Source organism: Enterobacter oligotrophicus (assembly GCF_009176645.1).
Lineage (GTDB): Bacteria > Pseudomonadota > Gammaproteobacteria > Enterobacterales > Enterobacteriaceae > Enterobacter > Enterobacter oligotrophicus.
In genome coordinates this window covers 2,999,202-3,019,526 of the sequence record NZ_AP019007.1, presented here as the reverse complement: position 1 = coordinate 3,019,526, position 20,325 = coordinate 2,999,202, and the positions used below count along the sequence as shown (strand labels likewise).

17 protein-coding genes are annotated in these 20,325 nt (G+C 54.8%); 8 read left to right on the top strand and 9 right to left on the bottom strand.

Annotated elements, in window-relative coordinates:
* Positions 1-4: 4 nt before the first annotated feature.
* Both ytfR and ytfQ read right to left on the bottom strand, forming a co-directional pair.
* Positions 5-1,507, bottom strand: a complete 1,503-nt coding sequence (gene ytfR, locus EoCCA6_RS14510; protein WP_152083242.1) for a galactofuranose ABC transporter, ATP-binding protein YtfR — start codon at positions 1,505-1,507, stop codon at positions 5-7.
* 125 nt (positions 1,508-1,632) lie between these two features.
* Complete coding sequence (gene ytfQ, locus EoCCA6_RS14505; protein WP_152083241.1) at positions 1,633-2,589, bottom strand: galactofuranose ABC transporter substrate-binding protein YtfQ; 957 nt, start codon at positions 2,587-2,589, stop codon at positions 1,633-1,635.
* A gap of 308 nt (positions 2,590-2,897) precedes the next feature.
* Here ytfQ and ppa point away from each other — a divergent pair, with 308 nt between their 5' ends.
* A complete protein-coding gene (gene ppa / locus EoCCA6_RS14500) occupies positions 2,898-3,428 on the top strand; it encodes an inorganic diphosphatase (RefSeq protein ID WP_041911466.1) in 531 nt (176 codons plus the stop codon).
* A 71-nt stretch (positions 3,429-3,499) separates the two neighbouring features.
* Here the strand turns inward: ppa and EoCCA6_RS14495 are convergent, their stop codons facing one another.
* From EoCCA6_RS14495 to tamA, 5 genes are all read right to left on the bottom strand, one after another.
* Entirely contained in the window at positions 3,500-3,850 is a 351-nt protein-coding gene (locus tag EoCCA6_RS14495; protein ID WP_152083240.1) for a type II toxin-antitoxin system ChpB family toxin, read from the bottom strand.
* Positions 3,844-4,095 carry an AbrB/MazE/SpoVT family DNA-binding domain-containing protein gene (locus tag EoCCA6_RS14490; protein WP_152083239.1) on the bottom strand — a complete coding sequence of 84 codons (252 nt, stop codon included), beginning with the start codon at positions 4,093-4,095 and terminating at the stop codon, positions 3,844-3,846. Before EoCCA6_RS14490 ends, EoCCA6_RS14495 begins: the two co-directional genes overlap by 7 nt.
* A gap of 208 nt (positions 4,096-4,303) precedes the next feature.
* Positions 4,304-4,648: a gamma-glutamylcyclotransferase family protein gene (locus EoCCA6_RS14485; RefSeq protein WP_014068657.1), complete on the bottom strand. Its 345-nt coding sequence runs from the start codon at positions 4,646-4,648 to the stop codon at positions 4,304-4,306.
* Positions 4,649-4,650: 2 nt separating this feature from the next.
* Entirely contained in the window at positions 4,651-8,427 is a 3,777-nt protein-coding gene (gene tamB / locus EoCCA6_RS14480; RefSeq protein WP_152083238.1) for an autotransporter assembly complex protein TamB, read from the bottom strand.
* Positions 8,424-10,157: an autotransporter assembly complex protein TamA gene (gene tamA, locus EoCCA6_RS14475; protein WP_152083237.1), complete on the bottom strand. Its 1,734-nt coding sequence runs from the start codon at positions 10,155-10,157 to the stop codon at positions 8,424-8,426. Before tamA ends, tamB begins: the two co-directional genes overlap by 4 nt.
* 224 nt (positions 10,158-10,381) lie before the next feature.
* Here tamA and msrA point away from each other — a divergent pair, with 224 nt between their 5' ends.
* Positions 10,382-11,023, top strand: a complete 642-nt coding sequence (gene msrA, locus EoCCA6_RS14470) for a peptide-methionine (S)-S-oxide reductase MsrA (RefSeq protein WP_152083236.1) — start codon at positions 10,382-10,384, stop codon at positions 11,021-11,023.
* Here the strand turns inward: msrA and EoCCA6_RS14465 are convergent, their stop codons facing one another.
* The gene (locus tag EoCCA6_RS14465) at positions 11,024-12,082 is read right to left on the bottom strand and encodes a LacI family DNA-binding transcriptional regulator (RefSeq protein ID WP_152083235.1); all 1,059 of its coding nucleotides are present in this window, start codon (positions 12,080-12,082) and stop codon (positions 11,024-11,026) included.
* A gap of 192 nt (positions 12,083-12,274) precedes the next feature.
* On the opposite strand from EoCCA6_RS14465, the gene EoCCA6_RS14460 reads away from it, so the two are divergent.
* The 6 genes from EoCCA6_RS14460 to paeA all read left to right on the top strand — a co-directional run bounded on the left by EoCCA6_RS14460 (position 12,275) and on the right by paeA (position 19,885).
* Positions 12,275-13,426 (top strand): Gfo/Idh/MocA family protein, encoded by a 1,152-nt coding sequence (locus EoCCA6_RS14460; RefSeq protein WP_152083234.1) that lies wholly within the window; start codon positions 12,275-12,277, stop codon positions 13,424-13,426.
* Between the two features lie 16 nt (positions 13,427-13,442).
* Positions 13,443-14,621: a Gfo/Idh/MocA family protein gene (locus EoCCA6_RS14455; protein ID WP_152083233.1), complete on the top strand. Its 1,179-nt coding sequence runs from the start codon at positions 13,443-13,445 to the stop codon at positions 14,619-14,621.
* Positions 14,622-14,623: 2 nt separating this feature from the next.
* Positions 14,624-15,691: a Gfo/Idh/MocA family protein gene (locus EoCCA6_RS14450; protein WP_152083232.1), complete on the top strand. Its 1,068-nt coding sequence runs from the start codon at positions 14,624-14,626 to the stop codon at positions 15,689-15,691.
* 12 nt (positions 15,692-15,703) lie between these two features.
* On the top strand, positions 15,704-16,726 hold the full coding sequence (locus tag EoCCA6_RS14445; protein ID WP_152083231.1) for a Gfo/Idh/MocA family protein: 1,023 nt from the start codon (positions 15,704-15,706) through the stop codon (positions 16,724-16,726).
* A gap of 77 nt (positions 16,727-16,803) precedes the next feature.
* On the top strand, positions 16,804-18,351 hold the full coding sequence (locus EoCCA6_RS14440) for an MFS transporter (protein ID WP_152083230.1): 1,548 nt from the start codon (positions 16,804-16,806) through the stop codon (positions 18,349-18,351).
* A gap of 196 nt (positions 18,352-18,547) precedes the next feature.
* Positions 18,548-19,885: a polyamine export protein PaeA gene (paeA, locus tag EoCCA6_RS14435; protein ID WP_152083229.1), complete on the top strand. Its 1,338-nt coding sequence runs from the start codon at positions 18,548-18,550 to the stop codon at positions 19,883-19,885.
* Positions 19,886-19,958: 73 nt separating this feature from the next.
* Here paeA and EoCCA6_RS14430 read toward each other — a convergent pair whose 3' ends face one another.
* Positions 19,959-20,165 carry a DUF1107 domain-containing protein gene (locus EoCCA6_RS14430; RefSeq protein WP_006179016.1) on the bottom strand — a complete coding sequence of 69 codons (207 nt, stop codon included), beginning with the start codon at positions 20,163-20,165 and terminating at the stop codon, positions 19,959-19,961.
* Between the last annotated feature and the right edge of the window lie 160 nt (positions 20,166-20,325).

Sequence of the window (20,325 nt, the reverse complement as noted above, 5' to 3'; positions counted from 1 at the left end):
CTCCTTATGCCGCGATGGCATTCATGATCGCCGGAACGGACAATTTCTCCAGCGGGATCTCGGCCACCTGCTTGCGATCGCGCATGATAATGACGCGATCGGCATAGCCCACCAGCTCCTCCAGCTCAGATGAAATGACCAGCAGCGCCAGCCCGTCGGCACACAGCGTTTCAATCAGGCGGATAATTTCCGCGTGTGCGCCAACATCAATGCCACGTGTCGGTTCATCAAGGATCAGGAACTGCGGTTTGGTCAGCAGCCAGCGCGAGAGCAGCACCTTCTGCTGGTTACCACCGGAGAGAAATTCGATTGGCTGTTCGGCGCTCGGGGTACGAATTCCCAACTGGCGGATAAAGCGCTCGGCAATGGCGTTCTGCTCTTTACGCGGGATGGGCCGCAGCCAGCCGCGCTGGGCCTGCAATGCCAGAATGATATTTTCCCGCACCGAGGCGGCGGCAATAATGCCGTCCGTTTTTCGGTCTTCCGGGCAGAAGCCAACGCCCAGACACGAGGCCTGATGCGGCGATCGCAGCGTTTGCGGTTTGCCTTTAATCAGTGCGCTGCCGCTGTCGGCAGGCTTGATCCCGAAGATCACTTCGGCGGTTTCGGTACGGCCTGAACCCAGCAACCCTGCCAGACCGACAATTTCGCCGGGCCGCACCTCCAGGTTAAACGGCGCGATCACCCCTTTCTTGCCGAAATGGCTAAACGCAGCGACCGGTTTTTCACTCAGCAACGTGCGCCCTGCACGCTGTAGCGCGTTGGTCTCCAGCTCGCGTCCCAGCATCATTTTGACCAGCTCGATCTGCGGCAGCTCGCGGGTTTCACGGCAGCCAACAAAACTGCCGTTACGCAGTACCGTGATGCGATCGCTCACTTCATAGACCTGATCGAGGAAGTGAGTCACGAAGATCAGGCTAACCCCCTGATCGCGCAACTGACGCATCAGGGTGAAAAGCATCTCTACCTCCTGCGTATCAAGGCTGGCGGTCGGTTCATCAAGGATTAACACTTTGGCCGAGAGATCGATAGCGCGGCAGATGGCGACAATCTGCTGCATCGCCACGGAGAAGCGGTTCAGCGGTTCACGCACGTCGAGGGAGAAGCCGTAAGATTCCATCAGCGTTGTGGCCCGCGCTTCCATCTCTTTGCGACGGAGCAGGCCAAAACGTCTTGGCTCACGGCCAATAAACAGGTTATCCGCCACCGACATGTTCGGCAGCAGGTTGACTTCCTGATACACCGTTCCGATGCCCAGTTGTTGGGCATGGGCGGTATTTTTGGGCGAAATGGCGTTGCCTTCCAGCCAGATAGTGCCGCGATCGGCATGATAAACGCCGGTCAGGGCTTTGATTAGCGTCGATTTCCCCGCGCCGTTCTCACCGAGTAACGCCATGATCTCGCCGCGCCGCAGACTGAAATCGACATTATCCAGCGCTTTTACGCCGGGAAAGAATTTGCTCAAGCCCTCTGTGCGGAGGATTTCCTGGTGTTGTTCTGTGGTCATGGTTTTCCCCCTCACCCTGACCCTCTCCCCGGAGGGGAGAGGGGACTATTCGTGCCAGCCTTTAATTTTCTACCCAACCCGCCTTTTTCCCTCTCCCCTCCGGGGAGAGGGCTAGGGTGAGGGGCTTAGTAACCCATATTTTTCTTCTTCTCTAACTCTTCTTTCGCCGTGTCAGGCAGGTAGAGTGTGGATTTGGTGATGGTCAGCTGTTCCGGTTTGGTGCCGTCTTTCTTGAACTTCTCCAGCGCATCGAATGCCGGGCCGGCCATGTTTGGCGTCAGCTCAACGCTGGCGTTCGCTTCACCGTCCATCATCGCTTTATAGATGTCAGGTACACCGTCGATAGAGCCAGTGAGGATATCTTTGCCCGGCTTCAGGCCCGCTTCTTTAATGGCCTGGATAGCACCGATCACCATGTCATCGTTGTGGGCGTAAACCATGCAGATGTTTTTGCCGTTGTTTTCAGCTTTGATAAAACTTTCCATGACCTCTTTGCCCTTACTGCGGGTAAAGTCACCGGACTGAGAACGGATAATTTTGATATTTGGCGCTTTAGCGATAGCTTCCGCAAAGCCTTTCTTACGGTCGATAGCCACGCTCGCACCCACGGTGCCCTGCAGTTCAACCACGTTACACGGCTTGCCGTCGACCTGTTTTACCAGCCAGTCGCCAATCAGTTTGCCTTCCAGCACGTTGTCGGCCGTAACGGTGGTCATATAGAGAGATTTGTCTTTTACATCAATGGAACGGTCAAGGAGGAAGACCGGAATTTCAGCATCTTTGGCTTCCTTCAACACCGGCTCCCAGCCCGTTGCCACGACAGGAGCAATGAAGATGGCATCAACGCCCTGCGCGATAAAGGAACGCACGGCTTTGATCTGGTTCTCTTGTTTTTGCTGCCCGTCCGCGATTTTCAGCGTGATGCCGCGTTTCTGGGCCTCGCTTTTCGCTACGTTGGTTTCAGCCGCGCGCCAGCCAGACTCGGAGCCAACCTGCGAAAATCCTACGGTTAATGGAGCAGCGAATGCCATAGACGACATGGCTGCTGAAACTGCTGTGACAAGAAGTAAGCGCTTCCACATATGAACGTCCTCGTAGGGGGTTTATTGTTGGTTAAAAGATGTTCTGCGAAAAAACTATAGCCAATGAAATATGTAACGGATTGCGTTACATCACACTTCAGAAAAGTGAATGAAACGTTAATCACAAGTTTGTAATCGCTTTCATTTCCGCATTTAAAATGCAGCTGAGTTTATGGATTTTCCAGTCATGGAATCGGTCTGAAAAGTGAGACGAACAGGGAGAGAAGGCGAAAACAGGCGGAGACATTCAGCGTCAGTTGGCTATAATACCTGCCACTTGTTTCCCATCCAATTTAAAGGACACAGACATGAGCTTACTCAACGTCCCTGCGGGTAAAGAACTGCCAGAAGACATCTACGTTGTTATCGAAATCCCGGCCAATGCCGATCCAATCAAATACGAAATCGACAAAGACACGGGAGCGCTGTTTGTTGACCGTTTCATGTCTACCGCGATGTTCTATCCGTGCAACTACGGCTACATCAACCACACCCTGTCTCTGGACGGTGACCCGGTTGACGTGCTGGTCCCAACGCCGTACCCGCTGCAGCCAGGTTCTGTGATCCGCTGCCGTCCGGTTGGCGTTCTGAAAATGACCGACGAAGCCGGTGAAGATGCGAAGCTGGTTGCTGTTCCGCACACCAAGCTGAGCAAAGAGTACGATCACATTAAAGATGTGAATGACCTGCCAGAGCTGCTGAAAGCACAGATCGCTCACTTCTTCGAGCACTACAAAGACCTCGAAAAAGGCAAGTGGGTTAAAGTTGATGGCTGGGACAACGCTGAAGCTGCAAAAGCAGAAATCATCGCGTCCTTCGAGCGTGCGGCTAAGAAGTAATTCTTACTGCTGTTCATTAAGGCCCCGCGCGTCGGGGCTTTTTTGTGGCTGGTGAAATGTTTTCAGGCGTATTAACTCACCACCGCCTGTAGCCGAAGCAGTACATCCTCAACTGTTTCATCTGAAGCGACAGCAATTCGCTTTGCCTGACGTGCGTTTAAGTCCATTATGCGGATTTGGTTCACAAGGATGATCCCCTGGCTTTGCCCTTCTTCGCATGACAGCGGCACGCTGAAGCCTGCATAACGGGCAAAATTTCCCCCTTGCGTTACGGGCGCAACCAGCGTCATACCCAGTTGGTTGAACGCACTAACAGACAGCACGAGCGCCGGTCGACCAGCGCCCTTTTGCTCATGACCGCTCGCAGGATCAAAACCCACCAACACGATGTCGCCTCGTTCGAAGCAAGGCCGCTTTACCATACTTCATCACCTGCAGGTCCAGAACATCCCCATACGTCCTGCTCGCTGATCTCAGGTGCAGACATATCGCATTGCGCCAGTAACTCCTCAAGAGAATACTGTTTGCTCACCGGAGTGAGCACTAACTGATGATTCGTCACATGAGCCTCCATACTCTGGCCTGGCTTCAGGCCAAGCTCTTTCATTACCACACCAGGAATGACCATACCCGCACTGTTGCCCCATTTCTTAATGGTTATACGCATAAACACCTCCAGAGTTATACATAGTATAACTCATGCGGTGAGAATGATGTTGTACGCTTCAAATCAGCCGAACGCCAGCGAGATATCGCAATGATGAAAAATCAGGAAAGGAGCACGAAGGAAAAAAGTAATGCAGAAGGACATTACACATCAGGCTGCGAGTTAACTCGCAAAAAACAACGCCACCTTTCGGTGGCGTTATCGTTTATCAGTACTGGTCTCTGTCTAACCAGTTACCGCTTTCAATCCGCGTCAGCCCCTCGACCGGACGCTGGTAGACGTACATCCACGCACTTCCGTACGGCGTCTGGATCAACTGGCGTGCGTATTCACCGCCCCTGGTGCGCAAGGCATCAAGTTCGGCAAGCGTAGCATTATCAATACGATAAACCTCACCCTGTACCGTTCCGTTCCCCGGAACCGCGCCTGGATAGTGGCCCAGACTGTACAACTGGTAGTTCTCAATATTGTAATTTCCCAGCAACTGGGCGTTGGTCATCCAGTGGCTGTTGCCTTGCTTGGTTCGTAAACTGCCGTAAACAAATATTCGCATTGCTAAAACTCAAACTGATAGAGCAGATCAAGTGCCTGGTCTACGCCGGACACTGCTTCCAGATATAGCTTGGGCATCAGGCGGTAGCGTAGCGTGAGTGTTGCCAGTGAGTCAAAGATACCCACACCATATTTTACCTGCAGACCCGGCAGTACATAGCCGCTGACCACCACCTGCGAGGAGTCACCCACGCCCTGGGTGTCCAGCGCCAGATTGCTTACGCCGAACGTCTCGCCGATTTTACCCACAACCTGACCACTTTGTGCAACCCCCAGCCCCACTAACATTGATGTCATCGCCGCACTGTCGCTTTGACCGCTCTCCAGGCCCTGTCCACGCAGCAGGTAAGACAGCGCTTCCTGTTGTGACATCGCCGGGTCGGAGAAGATTTCCGCCTTCGGTTCATCAGCAGAGCCGGTCACGCGCACGCCAGCGATCACATCGTCTTCGGTCGCTTCCGGGTTACGAATCGCCTCAATATTCAGCAGGGGCTGATCCGGTGGGCCGGAGAACAGCAGCTCGCCTTTACGCACAATCAAATCCTGACCGTAGGCATGGAAACGCCCTTCAGGAATGTTGATCTGTCCGTTCAGGCCAAGCCCTTGTTTATCCTGCGCCACTTTCAGGTCGCCCGTGAGTCTCGCCTTCAGCCCAAACGCATCCAAACGCACGTTATTCCCCACGTGCACGATAAGATTACTATTGATCGGTATGCCTGCGCTCTGCTGTTCGACAGGTTTCAGATTTTCATTGAGCATAACTTCATCACTGGAGACGCCGACCGCGCTTTCCGGCACCTCATGAACCACGATACGCGCCCACGGCACGTCCACACGTCCGTCCAGCGTAAAGAGGCTTGGCGTGGCTTCAAAGACCACGTCCGGCGACACGTCGAGGCGCACCATCGGCGGCACCGTGATGCGTACCCGGCTGCCCTTCGCGGCGATGCGGGCACGCCAGTTATCAAGCTGACTCCAGTCGGCATCACCGCTCAGGTTGATTTGTCCCTGCTGAGTCAGCACCGACCCGGTAAGCGTCGAGCTTCTGCCGTTAAAGTTCATGGCAAGCTGGCTCGGCTGCATATCAAACGGCATAAAGTTGCCGTCGATATCGATACCGCTCAGCCGCATCTGTCCGAACAGTTGCGGGCTTTGCGCATCACCCGCCAGACGCAGATTGGCATTCAGCGTTCCTGCGGCTTTCTCCCCGCGCGAGAAAATCGGGTTCACCATTGCCAGGTTGAAGTTGCGGATATTCACGTTGCCGCCGAGGTTACGTCGTCCTTGCGGATCGGTAACTTGCACCTGTCCGTCGAACTGGCCGTTATTGGTCAGACGGATCATCCACCCCAGCTCAGCGCGGTTGTTATGCAGATCCGCGTTCAGACTGAGGGTATCGAACGCTACTGGCAGCGGCGCGTCGTTTACCTCCTGCGTCACCTTCACGTTGCGCCCGGAGAGCGTGACGCTGCCCTGCGGCAGCCCCTCTTTGGTGGTGTCCCACGCCACATCCGCTTTACCGCTAAAGACACCGCTCGCCTGCGTGGTGTCCGGCATAAACGGCTTCAGCATCGCCAGGTCGAAGCGGTTGAGATTAACCTGCGCACGCCCTTCAGCGCCTGCATCAATGGTTTGTGGCACACACAGCTCAGCGTTCGGGTTGGTCCAGCAGTGCGGTCCTATGCTGATCTTCTGCTCGGCGTTACGGTAATCCAGAGCGATGGAACGCGACAGCACCAGTGGGCCGACTGGCGTACTGAAGCGGGTGTTATCCAGCGTCCCCTTCCAGCGCGTCTCTTTACGATCGAAACTCCCGGAAAGGTGCAATTGCCCGGATACCGGCTCACCCTGTACACGCAACTGGAGATCGTGCTGCTTTTCGTTGCCTTTGGCGTCCAGCGTCACCAGATTGATATTCACATCCGGCTGAGAAATACGCTCCACGCGCAGGTTCAGGTTGCCGCCGATTTGATCGGTCGATTTCACATCCCCTTCAACACGAACGCGCGCAATGGACAGCGCCTGCCACCGCAGGTTACTGGCGGTGATATCCGCCAGCAGCTGTGGCGCATCCACCGTGCCGCGCACCTTCAGCAGCCCTTTCGCCGTGCCGCCAAGACCCGGCAGGGCGTTATCCAGATTCGGCGCGTCAATGGTGGCATCCAGGTCGAGATCTTTCACGCCCAGCTCACCTTTGATATCCGCCGTGTTGCGCCCCAGCGCCACGTGCAGGCCGGGGATCACCCACTGCAGATAACTGTTGCCCTTCACCGAACCGTCAACGTTTACCTTGTTCTGCTTCACGTTGCCGGTGAGTTTGATTTCCGGCACGTCCATCTGCCATGTTCCACCGTACAGGCTGCCGCGCGTTTTAATCAGGCCATCAAGTTTTGACGGCCAGTCCGGCACCTCTTTGGCGGTGTTGATACCTGTGAGCTTCAGTTCACCGCGCCAGCTGATCGCCTGCTGCCAGTCGAGCAGTGCTGTCAGTTCGGTTTTCCCTTCCAGCGCCGCCACGGTCAGCTTGTCGAGATTAACCTGTAACTCATTCCCCTTCGCATCCAGGGTGATATCCGCTGGCGGCACGCCCTGCCCCTTCACTGCCGTGCGGAACGACAGCGTGTAATCGGTCATTTTGCCGCTCAGGTTCAGCTTCAGGTCATCGGCCTGGAACTGTTTTTCGCCGGTGAATGGCCAGTAGAGCTGCTGGCTGACGATTTCAAGGTTAAGCGGTAAACCGGCCTCTGCCAGCTGGGTTTGCCCGCGCAGAACCATATCCACCGGGCCGGAGAGGTTAACGCCAAACTCCAGCTTCTCGCGCAGCGCACCACCGACTTTCAGCTTCACCTTCTCGCCCTTAAGCGGATCGATATTGAGCGCGCTGTTCAGCGTAATATCCACCGGCCAGTTGTCGCGCAGCAACGCGTTCCCCGACGCGTTAACGGAGCCCTGATTAGTGTCGATATCCAGCGCATCGAGCTTCATATTGCCGTCAATGCTGCTGACTTTAAGCAGCATGTTATAGACCGTCAGATCGGTATCGCCCGTCAGACGCAGCTGCTCGCCTTTGAATTCCTCAATGTTAAGGTTCAGCGGCAGATGAACGTCGGTCATCTCCGGCAGTACCGGTTTTGAGAAGAGATCTTTCAGCGTTTCGCCCAGCGGTTTCTCTTCCGGTTGCGGGTTCTGGATCTTCGGCTCGACAATCTCGTCCTGGGCCACGTCCGCAACTTTCGGCAGCGCAATCAGCAGCCCCTGCAGGGAGGTTGGCGTCAGGGTCAGATTTTTCTCCTGCCAGCGCAGGCCGGAGGTGAAGTCCATCACCGAGACGGTGGTGTCGTCGATTTTGATATTGACGTTATCCAGTGCCACACGGTAAAGCGCGATCGGGTACGGCGTGGAGAGGTTCAGCGGGCCGCTGTCCTCTTCTTCCACGGGCGCAGATTTCGGCATTTTTTTCGAATCTATCGCTACGTTCACATCTTTTAACGACAGATCGTTCACGCACAGCTTGCTGTCCCGCAGACAGCCCAGCTTCACCGCCAGATGGAACTCGCCCGCATTCACCGCCACGCCTGGCTGTTCATAACGAATATTTTTCAGACGCAGATCGCGCCAGCCGCCCGTCACCTGGCCAATTTCCAGCCCCGGCACCCAACGGTTCGCGGCATTAAACAGCAGGTGCAGGCCGGTGGTGGTGCCCACCAGAAACGCCACCGTACCGAGCAGCAGCATGATAAAAATCAGCACTCCGAGGCTTATCTTCTTCCATAAACTCATAATTCAGGCCCCAGACCGATGTAAAACTGTAAACCGTGTTCATCTTTATCACCCACCGGCACGGCGAAATCGAGCTTGATTGGCCCAACCGGGGACTGCCAGCGCACACCCACACCCGCGCCAGTTTTGAAGTCACTTTGGCGGATGTCGTTCACCGCTTCGCCACCATCAACGAACATCGCACCCCACCATTTTCCGCTGACGTTGTACTGATACTCCAGCGATCCGGTCGCCAGTTTTGATGCCCCTGTCAGTTGGCCTTTTTCGTTTTCCGGTGAGATCGATTTGTATTTATACCCGCGAATGCTGCGGTCGCCCCCGGCGAAGAAACGCAGGTCCGGTGGAACGCGCTCGAAATCATCCGTTTCAATCCAGCCGAGGTTGCCGCGCACCACAAAGCGGTGTTTGTCGTAGAGCGTTCGTATCCAGACGTTTTGCGCCTGCACCACCGTGAAGTCCACGTCGGAACCCCACATGGTGTTGGAGTAGTCGATAGAGTAACGCTGGGAATCACCCCAGGTGGGCATCAGCCCGCCGCGCGAACGGGTACGGCTGATCATCACGCCAGGGTACAGCAGCATCGTCGTGTTAGTGACGTTGGCCTGGGTAAAGTGGTCAAGGCTCCAGCGCAGGTTTATCGCGCGCTGCCAGCCGCTGGAAAGATCCCAGTAACGCGACACGGCAAGCGTGGTTGAATCCGCCTCGGTATCGTTCAGATCGGTCCGTTTGAAGCCGCCCTGAACCAGGTAATACTGCTCAAGCGGGTTTTTCAGCAGCGGCATTTTGTAGCTGAAATCGAGCTGTTGTTCCGGCGCGGAGATGCTGGCGCTGGTGGTCAGGCTGTGGCCGTAGGAGTTCATCCACGGTTTTTTCCACGTCGCCTTCACGCGCGGGCCGACGTCCGTCGAGTAGCCGACGCCGGTCTCAATGGTGTTCTCGGTGCGCGGCGAAACCACGCCATGCAGCGGCAACACTTTGGTTTTACGCGCTTTATCGAACTCCGGTGCAACAACGACCGAGTTAAACCAGCCGGTTGCCGACAAACGACGGTTCAGCTCGCCCAGGTCGCTTGACTGGTAGTAATCACCCTTTTTGAAGGGCACCAGGTTTTGCAGATACTCTTCGCGGATTTGCGATCCTTCAAACGTCACATCACCAAAGCGGTAGCGCTGGCCGCTGTCGTAATCGATATCCCAGAACGCCTGACGCCTGTCCAGCGCCACACCCAACTGGCTTTTATTGAACTGGCTGTCGAAGTAGCCTTTACGTAGCGAGACGCTGGTTAAGGACTTTTTGAAGCGATCGTAATCACCGTGATTCAGCACGGTGCCAACGTTAGGGCGCGTGCTAAGAAGATCCAGGTAATCCCGGTCCGTGCGCGCACCGCCGCGCAGCACCACGTTGGTGCCACCAATCAATACCGGCTCACCCGGCGAGACACGGGCAATCAGCACCTGCCGCCCTTTGGCCGGAGGTGGACGTAAATCGAAATCAATGGTGGGTTCGTAATACCCCAGCGCCTTTAGCCCTTCACGGATCGCATCATCAACGCGCGCGCGAAAACGCCGGTCCGGCGTCACTTCATCACTCTGGATTGTTGACAGCTGCGCACGCACGTTTTTTTCCAGCGCCCCGGATAACCCCTCAACCTGCAAACGGACATTCGCCGCGCTGGCAACCCCGCTTGTCAGCAATAGACTGACCAAACATAACTGGCGGATCTTTGTCACGTTTTCTCCTGAATATCCCTGTTTCCACCCTGGAAGCAAATGATGTGCCGCTCCGCGACTCAATACGGCCTTTCAGCCAAAAACCCAATTAGCGGGTTGAAAAAGGGTCTAACACCCAAATATTTCTTATGATTAAATCTAGACTCATTCAGCGCTTTTATTGTGTTCAATTAAACGCGCCATGACAACCTTAACCAAAACATCGCTACCTGGGAGGCCCCACCGTGAGTTTATTCGACAAAAAGCATCTGGTTTCACAAGCCGATGCATTACCGGGACGGAATACCCCAATGCCTGTGGCGACCTTACACGCCGTAAACAACCATTCAATGACAAACGTTCCTGATGGAATGGAGATCGCCCTGTTCGCGATGGGCTGTTTCTGGGGAGTTGAACGTTTGTTCTGGCAATTGCCTGGCGTTTACAGCACCGCAGCGGGATACACCGGGGGCTATACACCAAACCCAACCTACCGCGAAGTGTGTTCCGGTGACACCGGCCATGCGGAGGCAGTACGTGTGGTGTATGACCCGAGCATCATCAGCTATGAACAACTGCTGCAGGTATTCTGGGAAAACCACGACCCGGCGCAGGGTATGCGTCAGGGCAACGACCACGGCACGCAGTATCGCTCTGCCATCTATCCGCTGACCCCGGAGCAGGATACCGCCGCCCGCGCCAGCCTGGCGCGCTTCCAGGAGGCGATGCATGCCGCAGGAGATAAACGTCAGGTAACAACGGAAATCGCCACTGCGAAGCCGTTTTACTATGCCGAGGACGATCACCAGCAGTATCTGCATAAAAACCCCTACGGTTACTGTGGTATCGGCGGTATTGGCGTTTGCCTGCCGCCACAGCTGGCCTGATTACTGGTTTAGCGCCACGCGAGCCGCGTGGCGCGTTGCATTGGTCACCGACCCGTAATCCACCACCTTTCCCTGCAACAGAAGGTTATACACCGGTGCCTGCGCCCTGTTGAGCCGCGTCTGCAGCAGATGCACGGCTTCTATACCCAAATCGCGGCAGGGTACAGTGACGCCCGTGACCGGTTTTTCCAGACGATGTTCTAAATTCCACGCAAAATCGGTGGTGATGATCGAAATATCGTCCGGCACACGCAGTCCATGACGCTGCAAAGCCCTGAGTACACCCTCCGTCATGCTGGTGCTGTTCGGGAAGATAACGTCCGGCCACTGCTGTCTGTCGTGGCTAACCAGCCACGCATCCAGCGCTCGCTCGGCCTCTTCGGCGGTAAACCACTCCGTCACCAGCAAATCCCGCTGCGGCTCGAAGGCAACGTGAAAATGGCGGTACGCCTCTTTAATCCCGTCCAGCCGGGCATATAACGTCTCGCGGCGCAGACAGGTCAGCGTCAATACACGGCGGTGCCCTTGCTCAAAAAGGTACTGCATGGCGGTAAAACCAATGGCGCGATGGTCAGGCGAAACGGAATCCAGCACGCGATCCCGGTCGACAGAATTAATTAAGACACAGGGCTTATTAAGCGTACTCGCCAGTTTGAATATGGTGGAATCATCTGTGCCAATGATAATGATCGCATTAATATTTTTATGGCTGGCCTTTTCCATAAATAATTTCACATCGGCGTGCTGTTCTTCTAATCCGCAATAACTGACCCAGACATTATGTGGCGCGCTGGCTTCGGCAATACCTTTAGTGACTTCCAGATAAAAAATATCGCCGCGCCCCTGGAAGGTTCTTTCCGGGGCAAATACCGCGATGCCGTTAATCAGCAATCGCCCGCTCGCCATCGACTCCAGTACGCCTAATTCCCGCGCGGTGCGCACTATTGCCTCGCGAGCCTTATCGCTGGTGTAGGATTTGCCGCTGAGCACCCTCGACACCGTGCTGACGGAATACCCCGTCAGGGACGCGATTTCCTCCATTTTTAACTTGCCCGCCATAATGTGACCTCGCTCTCAATCAGTTTTTGCAAATATTTGCAGAAACAGCGCTTTGATTTTAAAACGAAATTTCAAAATGGTTAGAGTTTACTTATTGACCTTGCGAGTATTCTCACAAAAACACATTGTCGCGGTTGCTCACCTTTCCTATTTTCCGGTCATCACTCTTTTCGACTGAAATTAAGGTGTGACATGGAAAAGGTACGTTTTGGCATTATTGGTATAGGTAATATCGGTACGGTCCACGCGCGCTATTTACTGGCGGGGACCGTCAGTGACGCCTGTCTGACGGCGGTTTGCGATAATGCACCGGAAAAGCACGCTGCCATTCGCCAACTGGTGGGCTCCGTTCCTCTTTTCAGCGACGCGCAGGAGATGCTCCAGAGCGGGCTTATCGACGCGGTCATTGTCGCGACGCCCCATTACGACCACCCGCGCCTGTCGATGCTGGCAATGCGTAACGGCATCCACACCCTGTGTGAGAAACCGGCGGGCGTTTATACGGCGCAGGTGCAGGAGATGAACGCCTGCGCGCGCGAATGCGACGTGGTGTTTGGCATCATGTATAACCAGCGCCCTAACCCGCTTTATCAGAAGGTTAAAGATCTGATCGACAGCGGCGAGCTGGGCGAGATCCGTCGCTCTAACTGGATCATTACCAACTGGTATCGCTCGCAAAGCTACTACAACTCCGGCGGCTGGCGCGCCACCTGGAAAGGCGAAGGCGGCGGTGTGCTGCTCAATCAGGACCCGCATCAGCTCGATCTCTGGCAATGGCTGGTGGGCATGCCGATCCGTCTGCGTGCGTTTTGCCAGTTCGGTAAGCATCGCGATATCGAAGTGGAAGACGAAGTGACCGCCTATGCGGAGTACGCCAACGGTGCGACAGGCGTGTTTATTACCACCGTCGCAGAAACACCGGGAACCAACCGTCTGGAGATTGTGGGCGATCGCGGCAAAGTGGTCGTTGAAGCGGGCAAACTGCGCTACTGGCGGTTGCGTGAATCAGAGACTGCATTTAATGCCCGCTGGCAGAACGGCTTTGGTGAGCCCGAATGCTGGGAGGTGTCCATTCCGGTTGCGCCTGAATATAGCGAACATCACGTCATTACCGCCAATTTCTGCGCCGCCGTACTGCGCGGTGAGTCGCTGATTGCGCCAGGTCTGGAAGGTATCCGCGGGCTGACGCTGTCCAATGCCATGCACCTTTCCACCTGGACGGACGACTGGGTTGAGCTGCCGCTGAACGAAAAACAGTATCTGCGCCTGCTCCAGCAGCGCATCGCTACCTCTGTTGATAAAGAGACAATAAGCCGAACGCTGGATGCCTCAGGCACCTGGTAACACCGGAGAATGCATAATGTTAAATGTCGCTATCGTGGGAACAGGGAATATCTCGCATAACCATATTCAGGGCTATTTGCAGTTTGGTCAGCGCTGCCGGATTGTCGCGCTGGTGGATATCTACCCGGAAAAAGCAGAAGAGAAAAAAGCACGCTATGGCCTGACGGAAGCCCGCGTGTATGAGAGCCACCAGCAGATGCTGGCCGCAGAGCCAGAACTTGATATCGTCGATGTCTGCACGCCGCCCTACGTACACGCAGAAATCAGTATCGACGCGCTCCACGCCGGTTGCCATGTGCTGTGCGAAAAACCGATGGCAGCCTCGCTGGAAGAGTGCGACGCGATGATTGCGGCACAGCAGGCGAGCGGAAAGATTCTCTCGATCATTGCGCAGAACCGTTTTACCGACGCATTCTGGCGCTTAAAAGCGGCGCTGGATTCCGGGCTGGCGGGCAATATTTGCCACGCGCAGGTGGATTCGTTCTGGTGGCGCGGGGACTGCTATTACGACCTGTGGTGGCGCGGTACCTGGGAAAAAGAGGGGGGCGGCTGCACGCTCAACCATGCGGTACACCATATCGACGCCATCCAGTGGATGCTTGGCTTCCCGTCTGAAGTGGTGGCGATGATGACCAACGTGGCGCATGACAACGCCGAGGTGGAAGATCTCAGCGCCGCCATTTTCAAATACCCCGGCGGCGCGCTCACCCAACTGACCGCCTCGGTGGTGCATCACGGCGAAGATCAGAAAATCATTATTCAGGGCGATAAAGCGCGTATCTCTGCGCCGTGGCAGGCGTTTGCCAGCGTCAGCGCCGATAACGGTTTCCCGCAAGAGACCCACGACCTGCAACGTGAAGCCTTACTTAACGCCGTTTTTCATGAGACCCCGAAACTCACCTGGACGCTGCACACCGGGCAGATTAACGACCTGCTGCAGGCTATCGAGCGCCGTACCGCCCCGCTGGTGGACGGCGTACAGGGCAAGCGTTCGCTGGAACTGATTACCGCTATCTATAAATCGGCCATTACCCGCAGCGTGGTGTCGCTACCGATTGACCGCAGCGATCCGTTTTACCGTACCGGCGGGACTAACGCCCTCGCCCCCCGTTTTTATGAGAAATCCGCAAGCGTCGCCAACTTTAGCGAAGTGGGCGCAATCCCTCTCGGCAAAGATCTGGATCGAGGAATGTAACCATGAATAAGAATGATGGAATGAACTACGCCCCGGTCGGCAAACCGCAGCCGGTTGTCCATGAAGGTGAATTCATTTTTGCCGCCGCGGCACTCGACCACGGCCATATCTACGGAATGTGTAACGGGTTGATTGAAGCGGGTGCCACGCTGAAGTGGGTCTACGATCCCGATCCGGCCAAAGTGGATAAATTCATCCAGCAGTATCCGCAGGTCATGGCCGCCAGTTCACTGGACGTTATTCTCAACGATGACGAGGTTCGTCTGGTGGCCGGTGCCGCCATCCCGTCTGAGCGTTGCGCGCTGGGGCTGAAATCGATGGCTGCGGGCAAGGACTACTTCACGGACAAAGCGCCGCTTACCACCCTTGAACAACTGGCAGACGCAAAAGCGATGGTTGAAAAAACCGGGAAAAAATACGCGGTGTATTACAGCGAACGCCTGCACGTGGAGAGCGCGGTCTTTGCTGGTCAACTGGTGCAGCAAGGGGCAATTGGCCGCGTAGTGCAAACGCTCGGCACTGGCCCACACCGTGAAGGACAAGGCCGCCCGGACTGGTTCTATGATCGTCGTTACTTTGGCGGCATCCTGTGTGATATCGGCAGCCATCAGATTGAACAGTTCCTGTTTTACACCGGCAACAGCGATGCGTGCGTGGTCGCCAGCCAGGTGCGCAACGTCAATCACCCGCAGTATCCGGCCTTCGAGGATTTCGGCGACGCGATGCTCAAAGGCGAGAACGGTGCCAGCGGTTATTTCCGCTGCGACTGGTTCACGCCTGACGGACTTTCAACCTGGGGAGATGGCCGCCTGACGCTGCTCGGCACAGAGGGCTATATCGAAATCCGCAAATATGTCGACTTGACCCGTGGTGAGCAGGATGTGGTGTACCTCGTCAATAAAGAGGGAGAATTCCGCTATCCGGTGGCCGGACAGGTCGGGTTCCCGTTCTTTGGCGAACTGATCCTCGACTGCCTGCACCGCACCGAACATGCCATGACCCAGGCGCATGCCTTTAAGGCTGCGGAGCTGTGCGTAAAAGCACAAATGCAAGCCAACGCAGCGGGATAAGAGGAGGCAGAAATGACGATCCTGAACACGGCGATTATCGGAGGCGGAGCTATTCATGGTTGCCATGTGAATGCCCTGCGTCAGATCCCTAACGTAGCACTGCGCGCGCTGGTGGATACTGATAGCGTTAAAGGGCTGAGGCTGGCGATGAACTATCAGTGCCGCTTTTATCAGGATTACCGGGAAATGCTGCTGGATGATGCCATTGACGTGGTGCATATCTGCACGCCTCATTTTGAGCATAAAAACATGATCCTGGCGGCGCTCGCCGCCGGGAAGCACGTTTTCTGCGAAAAACCGGTGGGCATGAACGGCAGCGAGCTTGCTGACATTGCCGCCGCCGCTGCGCAGGCGTCCGGTAAACTTGGCGTGTGCTATCAGAACCGACTTAACCCAACCAGCCTGCGCATCCGCAAAGAGCTGGCCGAAGGAAGTTTGGGTAAAATGCTGGGCATCAGGGCCGTCCTGACCTGGTCCCGCTCAGGCATTTACTACACGGAAAGCCCGTGGCGTGGCCGCCTGGCAACAGAGGGCGGAAGCCTGTTGATCAACCAGGCAATCCATACGCTCGATCTGATGCAATGGTTCGCCGGTGGCGTCACGCGGCTGAAAGGCGTTGTCGATAGCGGTGAACTGGCCGACGTCACCGAAGGGGAAGACAGCGCGATGGCGACGCTGCACTTTGCAAATGGCGCGCGGGGCCTGTTTTATGCCAGTACCTGCCACACCACGGACTCCCCTCTTCTGCTGGAAATCCACTGTGAACACGGCACATTGCAGCTCAACGATAACGCGCTGTGGCGCATCACGCCTGGCGAGCGGTTAAAACTGGAGAGCGACGCCCCGCCTGACGGCACAGCCAAAAGCTACTGGGGGATCGGCCATCAACAGGCGATCCGCCGTTTTTATCACGCCATTCATCATCCGGAAATAACGGATTACACCGATATCCGTGAAGCCGGAAAATCACTCACGCTTGTGGAGGCTATTTATCGGTCATCTCAATTAAGGCAATGGATAGAGATAAATAAGTAGAACGTAATTTGTATTCCAGCAGTTAATAAAAAACGACCCGAAAACGGGTTAATAGCTACCCTACACTGGATAATATTATGGTCAAACCAACTGAACGTAGAGTTGGTTATGGCGTGGCGCTTGGCTACGGCATAACCGATCTGTTTGGCGGAGGCGCTTTCGCCATTATCGGCACCTGGCTGCTATTTTTTTATACCACGTATTGCGGACTGTCCGTCGTTGAAGCTGGCTCAATATTTGCCATCGCCCGCGTTATTGATGCGCTATTAAGCCCGATTATGGGTTATATCACCGATAATTTTGGCGATACGTGGTTGGGCCGTAAATTTGGACGTCGCCGCTTCTTTTTATTACTGAGTTCACCGTTAATGTTCCTGTACGCCCTGCTGTGGTTGACCGATATGGGCTACTGGTATTATCTGGGGACCTACCTCTCTATTGAACTGCTGTCGGCGATGGTGCTGGTGCCGTGGGAAACCCTGGCGGCCGAAATGACCAACCGCTACGAAGAGCGTAGCCGCCTCTCTGGTGTGCGAATGATCTGCTCGCAGCTGGGCGGTTTTCTTGCGGTATCGGTTCCCGGTGTCATTATGCAATTTACCGGTAAGGATAATTCGTTTACCTACACCCTGACCGGGCTGATATTTTCCTGTGTCTTTTGTATTGCGGTCTTTATTACCTGGTACACCACCTGGGAAGCAAAAGATGTGCATCAGGAGTCCGACTTCAAAGTGGATAATCAGCGCAGCAGTGGCATTGGCAATCACCTCAAATATCTGGTGCTGGATCTCTTTTCGTCATTCCGGATACGCGCCTTCCGTCTGCATATTCTGATTTATATCTTCTCGTTCACGGCGATGGACGTATTCGGTTCCGTCTTTACCTATTACGTGGTTTATTGCCTGAGCCAGGACGCCGCGGCGGTGTCGGGCTGGCTGAGTATTGCGGCCTTTGCTTCGGTGCCGGGCACTTACGGATTTATGCTGCTATTGAACCGGCTAAACATGACGCCATCCGCCGCCCTGCGCCTCTCTTACGGCTGTATTTTCTGCGTGCTGCTGTTCCTGTTTACGATCTACCTGACCAAAACGCAGGTGCCGACGCTATTGTTCTCGGCGGTCTTTATCCTGTTGGGGGCCGCACGCTCTGGTCTGTATTATATCCCGTGGAATATCTACAGCTTTATTCCTGATATCGACGAGATGGTCACGCAGCAGCGCCGCGAAGGGATTTTTGCCGGTGTAATGGTACTGACCCGCAAAAGCACCGTCGCGATTGCCATCATGATTATCGGCCTGGTGTTGCAGGAGTCCGGTTTTGTAAAAGGCAGCGGTGCACAACCTGAGAGTGCGCTGGGGGCGATTATCGGGCTGATGATTTTTGCCACGGCAGCCTTGCTGGCGGTGAGCTTCTTCACCACTTACAAATTCAAACTCACCCGCGACACGCACAAAGTCCTTCTCAAAGAAATTGCCCGCCGCAAGCTGGGTGGCGATTACCGCGACTGTGATGAACATACCCGCGTGGTGATCAGGCAGTTGACGGGCTACGAGTATGACGAAGTGTGGGGTGGAGCAGCCACGCGGCGCACGGTTAAAACCGTGAAGTTATCAGCAGCAGAATAGCAACACGCGCCGGACCGGTTCCCTGCCTGTCCGGCCTGTTTTTGCTAAAAACGTGACCTCTGGCAGATTTACACGCCTTTACGCTATACTACCCGCTGAAATAATCAGCTCAACGCTACGAGCTGACGTTCAATGTGTTTTCACACAAATGTAATCAACTTCCCTTCCGAGGATCTGGCGAGAAGCCGGATAAACTATGTTAAACAGTATTTTAGTAATACTTTGTCTTATTGCCGTCAGTGCATTTTTCTCGATATCAGAGATCTCGCTGGCCGCGTCCCGAAAAATCAAACTTAAGCTGCTTGCCGACGAAGGCAACATCAATGCCATGCGCATTCTGAAAATGCAGGAAAACCCAGGCATGTTCTTCACCGTGGTGCAGATTGGCCTGAACGCGGTCGCCATTCTCGGCGGTATCGTGGGCGATGCAGCGTTTTCTCCGGCATTTCACAGCCTGTTTATTCCGTACATGTCCGCTGAGCTTGCCGAGCAGCTGAGCTTTATTCTCTCCTTCTCGCTGGTCACTGGCTTGTTCATCCTGTTTGCCGATCTGACCCCGAAACGCATCGGTATGATTGCGCCAGAAGCTGTGGCTTTGCGTATCATCAACCCGATGCGCTTCTGCCTGTTCGTGTTCCGCCCGCTGGTGTGGTTCTTTAACGGCCTGGCAAACGTGATTTTCCGTATCTTCAAGCTGCCGATGGTGCGTAAAGATGACATTACCTCCGATGACATTTATGCAGTAGTGGAAGCGGGTGCGCTGGCCGGGGTGCTGCGCAAACAAGAGCATGAGTTAATTGAAAATGTGTTTGAACTGGAATCCCGTACCGTCCCCTCTTCCATGACGGGCCGTGAGAGCGTGATCTGGTTTGATCTGCATGAAGACGAACAGAGCCTGAAGAACAAAGTGGCGGAGCATCCGCACTCCAAGTTCCTGGTTTGTAATGAAGATATCGACCATATCATCGGCTATGTGGACTCGAAAGATCTGTTGAATCGTGTGCTGGCGAACCAGAGCCTGGCGCTCAACAGCGGCGTGCAGATCCGCAATACCCTGATCGTGCCAGACACCCTGACGCTCTCAGAAGCGCTGGAAAGTTTCAAAACAGCGGGTGAAGACTTCGCGGTTATCATGAACGAGTACGCTCTGGTGGTGGGTATCATCACGCTTAACGACGTCATGACGACGCTGATGGGCGACCTGGTCGGCCAGGGGCTGGAAGAGCAGATTGTTCAGCGTGACGAGAATTCATGGCTTATCGACGGCGGTACGCCGATTGAGGACGTGATGCGTGTGCTGGATATCGATGAATTCCCGCAGTCCGGCAATTACGAGACTATCGGCGGGTTTATGATGTTTATGCTGCGTAAGATCCCGAAACGCACTGACTCGGTGAAATTCTCCGGCTTCAAGTTTGAAGTGGTGGATATCGATAACTACCGCATCGACCAGTTGCTGGTGACGCGTATTGATAACAAACCGACCATGCTGGTGCCGAAGCTGCCGGATGCTGAGGAGAAGGTGTCGGCGTAATGCTTTGTATACCCCACAAACATCAACGGCTCCCATCGGGAGCCGTTCTTTTAACTACTGCATAGCACGTTGGTTAAGCCATCTCAGTCTGCAGACGCATAACCTGACGGTTGACTTCGGACATCACAGAAAAGTGCTGTTTGTCCTTCACTTTTGGGATAAGGATTTTGCCCTTATCGAACTCAAAAGCGCCAACATCCTTGATGTACAACCGTCCACGGAACAGGATCTTCACGTACTTCGCCACCTGAAGCGGGTTGTAGCGTTGGAAAATTTTCATTCTTGTATCTCCTGCGAATCATACGCTCTTGCGGTGCCACAATCGGCCCGACTGTCCTGAGCGCAAATTTTATTGCTCAATGACTATAGACCAGAACCTCGAAGTTACCCAGTGTGCATAAGTTTATTTACCGTTTGATTACAATTATTCAGAATAATCT